At 45.8% G+C, this 3,870-nt stretch carries 4 protein-coding genes and 1 pseudogene; 4 read left to right on the top strand and 1 reads right to left on the bottom strand.

What is annotated here, in order from left to right; all coding sequences use genetic code 11:
• The 4 genes and pseudogenes from GRP75_RS30515 to GRP75_RS21005 form a co-directional block, all read left to right on the top strand.
• Positions 1-161, top strand: a pseudogene (locus tag GRP75_RS30515) (MATE family efflux transporter); the annotation flags it as partial.
• A gap of 244 nt (positions 162-405) precedes the next feature.
• On the top strand, positions 406-1,485 hold the full coding sequence (locus GRP75_RS21015) for a tetraprenyl-beta-curcumene synthase family protein (RefSeq protein WP_160790270.1): 1,080 nt from the start codon (positions 406-408) through the stop codon (positions 1,483-1,485).
• Positions 1,486-1,508: 23 nt separating this feature from the next.
• Positions 1,509-2,480 carry a 6-phosphofructokinase gene (pfkA, locus tag GRP75_RS21010; protein WP_023988013.1) on the top strand — a complete coding sequence of 324 codons (972 nt, stop codon included), beginning with the start codon at positions 1,509-1,511 and terminating at the stop codon, positions 2,478-2,480.
• Between the two features lie 117 nt (positions 2,481-2,597).
• A complete protein-coding gene (locus tag GRP75_RS21005) occupies positions 2,598-2,807 on the top strand; it encodes a DUF3906 family protein (RefSeq protein WP_023988014.1) in 210 nt (69 codons plus the stop codon).
• Here GRP75_RS21005 and GRP75_RS21000 read toward each other — a convergent pair.
• Positions 2,804-3,870, bottom strand: a 1,067-nt coding sequence (locus GRP75_RS21000) for an MATE family efflux transporter (RefSeq protein ID WP_160790269.1), incomplete at its 5' end; no start/stop codon positions are given. The two genes, GRP75_RS21005 and GRP75_RS21000, sit on opposite strands and share 4 nt — an antisense overlap.

Below are 3,870 nucleotides of genomic sequence, written 5' to 3'. Positions count from 1 at the left end.
TTGCCGATGAGTATGGTCTAGATGCTGTATGGTGGAGTTTTCCTGTTGGTTTGGCTATCTCTGCCGTAGCAGTCATTTTCTATTATGCTTTCGGGAAATGGAAGCAGGCAAGCATGGGAGAGGGAATCCAAGGTGTGAAGCCAGCAGAGGACAAGGGATAAGTAGGCGGTAGGCCATTTATACTATTTGCGATTAAAGTCTTATAAGGATAGATTTTGTGTAACTCCTATTTTTGACTAATAAAACATTACAGGTATAAAGTCTTTTTGTGAGAATAGCTCATTTTTCTTGAATTTTAAAGAAAAAAGTGAGGTTGTTCATTTGTGCTAAAAGGACGAACATATTATAATGGATATGGTTTGGATAGGTATAATTACGTAGACAACAATGTGGAGGCACCGTCATTTGAGTTATGTTGAGCAAGGACGTTATCAAGTACCGAGAGGCCCCATAGGTCTAATGAGCCGAATGTACAAGCACATTCTCCCTGAAACGAAACTAGAATTGAGTAACTGGAAGAGCAAGGCCGAACAAATTCCGGACCCTGAGCTGCGAAGCCAGGCGCTTGCGAGCATAGCGGATAAGACGTTTCACTGCGTGGGTGGGGCGGTTTATGCCGCAGCCAATATGTCTGCCCGGCAGACGCTAATTCCGCTGATCGTAGCGTATCAGACCATTAGTGATTATCTGGACAACCTGTGTGATCGCAGTACGTCCATGGACCCGGATGATTTCAGGCTGTGGCATCAGGCTATGCTGGATGCGGTTAATCCGACGGCTAGGCCAGTGAATTATTATGAGTTGCGTCGTGAGCAGGAGGATGGCGGTTATTTGACCGGGCTGGTGACAACCTGTCAGTCTTGTGTAAGCAGGCTTCCGGGCTATGAGGCGGCAATGCCTTACGTTCAGGATTTGGCGCGATTATACACGGATTTGCAAGTATACAAGCATATTAAACCCGAGCTGCGGGAACAAGCGCTTTTGGACTGGTGGTCGCTTCATAAAGACCGTACACCAGAGTTGCGCTGGAATGAGTTTGCTGCGGCTACCGGTTCAACTCTGGGGGTCTTTATGCTGTTTCTTGCTGCCAGCGACCAGCATCTGACCGATGCAGGGGCTGCCTCAATACATGCATCGTATTTTCCACATGTGTGCAGTCTTCATATTTTGCTGGATTATCTAATCGATCAAGACGAAGACCGGAAGGGCGGAGATCTTAACTTTTGCAATTATTATGAAGATACCGACATGATGCTAGACCGGATCGCCTACGTTGTGAATCGGGCGCGGGCTGATATTGCAGATGTTCCTGCCAGCTCCTTTCACCGGATGATTATCGAGGGATTGCTGGCTTTATATTTATCCGACCCTAAAGTTAGCGAGCAGCAGGACGTTCGCGCTGTTTCGAGACGTTTAATGAAAAATAGTCCGCTCATGCGTTTGTTTTTCTTATTAAACAGTCGATGGATAAGAAGGCTTATATGATTATTTTGAGGAGGTCATAAATCATGACAGCAGTTAAGAAAATTGCAGTATTAACAAGTGGTGGAGATTCACAAGGGATGAACGCGGCAGTTCGCGCCGTCGTACGTAGCGGATTGTATTTTGGACTGGAAGTATTCGGGATTCAACGCGGTTATCAAGGCCTTTTGAACGATGATATTTTTCCAATGGATCTGAGAAGCGTTGGAGATATTATCCAACGTGGGGGTACTGTACTTCAATCTGCAAGATGCCTGGAATTTACGACTGAAGAAGGGCAGAAAAAAGGCGCTCAAATTTTGCGTAACCGTGGAATTGACGGCGTAGTCGTGATTGGTGGAGACGGTTCCTATCAAGGAGCTAACAAACTGACCAAGCAGGGCATTAAAACCATGTGTCTTCCGGGTACGATTGACAATGACATTTCCTTCACGGACTACACTATTGGTTTTGATACAGCGGTTAGTATCGTAGTGGATGCAATCAACAAGCTGCGTGATACGATGTCATCCCATGAACGTTCTTCCATCGTGGAAGTTATGGGACGTCATTGCGGTGATATTGCTCTGCATGCGGGTCTGGCTTCTGGCGCAGAAACGATTTTGGTGCCTGAGGTAGAATTTGATCTGAATGAAGTATCCGATCGGATGAAACAAAACTTTAAGCATGGCAAACGCCACAGTATCATTATTGTTGCTGAGGGTGTAGGCAAAGGCGAAACAGTAGCACAGGTTATCCAAGAAAACTGTCCGGATTATGAGCCTCGTGTTACAGTGCTTGGACACATCCAACGTGGAGGCACACCAACAGCGTTTGACCGCAACCTGGCGAGCCGTTTGGGTGACTTTGCTGTTCGCCAATTGATCGAGGGCATATCTGACAAGGCTTGCGGAACGATCGACGGTAAGTTGGTAGCTACAGATATTGACAAGGTTGTAAATACCAAAAAAGATTTCAATATGGAGCTTTATGAGCTGGCCTTGCGTTTGTCCCAATAATAAGAGCCTTTATGTAAAATAGATCGGCTCTGATATTGGAAAAGATCAAAATTATGCGGATGACCCGAGTCATCCGCTATTTTTTTAGCTTTGAATCCTATCAGGAGGTAGTCATACATGTACCTATTCAAAATCGAAGTGGACAGTTCGGAAGGAGCGCTGACCGTCATTCTCGCCGCTGAAAATGAAGAACAGGCATTTGAGGAGATTGAACAACATGTGGAGAGACACTTTCTATTTCCTCCCAAGCTGAACGAAGTGGCGATTGTGGAGAAAAAACGAATAACTTTAGGCGCAGCATATGTAATCGAGACACGCAAAGGCTAGATAGCCTCTGCGTGTTGTTTTTTTTTGGAGAAACGACGTTGTACTTTCACCAGACGCCAGAGAAGTAAAATAGCGCCTACTGCCAATCCTGTAATCAAACCGATCCAGTAGCCGTAGGGGCCCAATGAAGTCCAGCGTGCCAGTATATATCCTACAGGAAGCCCAATGACCCAATAGGAGAGGAATGTGAGCAAAAAGGCTGGATTGACGTCTTTATACCCGCGTAGCGCTCCTTGTGTAGGTGTAGCGACAGCATCAGATATCTGAAAGAAAATCGCATAGATTAGAAAATGCTGTGCCAATTGAATGACCTGCGGATCGGTGGAGTAAAGTCGAGCGACCTGTTCACCCCAGATAAGCAGTACAATAGCTGTAATCAGTGATAGACCTACTGCGCTGCTGATACCCATTACACTATAAGCTTTGGCATCCCGCGGGCGAGTAGCTCCTGTTTCATAGCCAACCAGAATCGTAAGTGCCATGCAAATGCTGAGTGGAATCATATACAGCGTAGATGCAAAGTTCATGGCGGCCTGATGTGCGGCTATGGTAGCTGTATTATAACTGCTCATGAAGAGGGTGACGGCTGAAAAGACGGCAGTCTCAAAAAATATAGCAAATCCAATCGGTACTCCAATCTTGATGAGCTCTTTCAAAGCACCAGCAGCAATCCCGTATATTTTGTTAAAGATTCGGTATTCGGCAAATATTTTTCCACGATGCGCAGTGATACCGGCAACCAGCATGATGATCCAGTAGGTGGTCGCCGTCGCTACCCCGGAACCCACACCCCCCAGACGCGGAAAACCCCAGTTTCCATAAATAAGTAGATAATTTAACAATACATTGATGGGTAACGACATGAGCGTGATTAACATCGTAAAGCGGGTTTGTCCCAATGCATCCATAAAGCTTCGGAGCACAGTGTAGGCAAATAGAGGAACAATCCCGAAGGCCATGGCACAAAGGTAGTATATGGCCACATTATGAACTCTCAGTTCCAAATTCATACCGTTCAAAATAGGTTTGACCAAAATAATGCCAGCAATCAAAACGACCATAG

The organism is Paenibacillus sp. OT2-17 (assembly GCF_009827695.1).
In the GTDB taxonomy this organism is placed as follows: Bacteria; Bacillota; Bacilli; order Paenibacillales; family Paenibacillaceae; genus Paenibacillus; species Paenibacillus polymyxa_B.
This window is presented reverse-complemented; position numbering and strand designations above follow the sequence as displayed.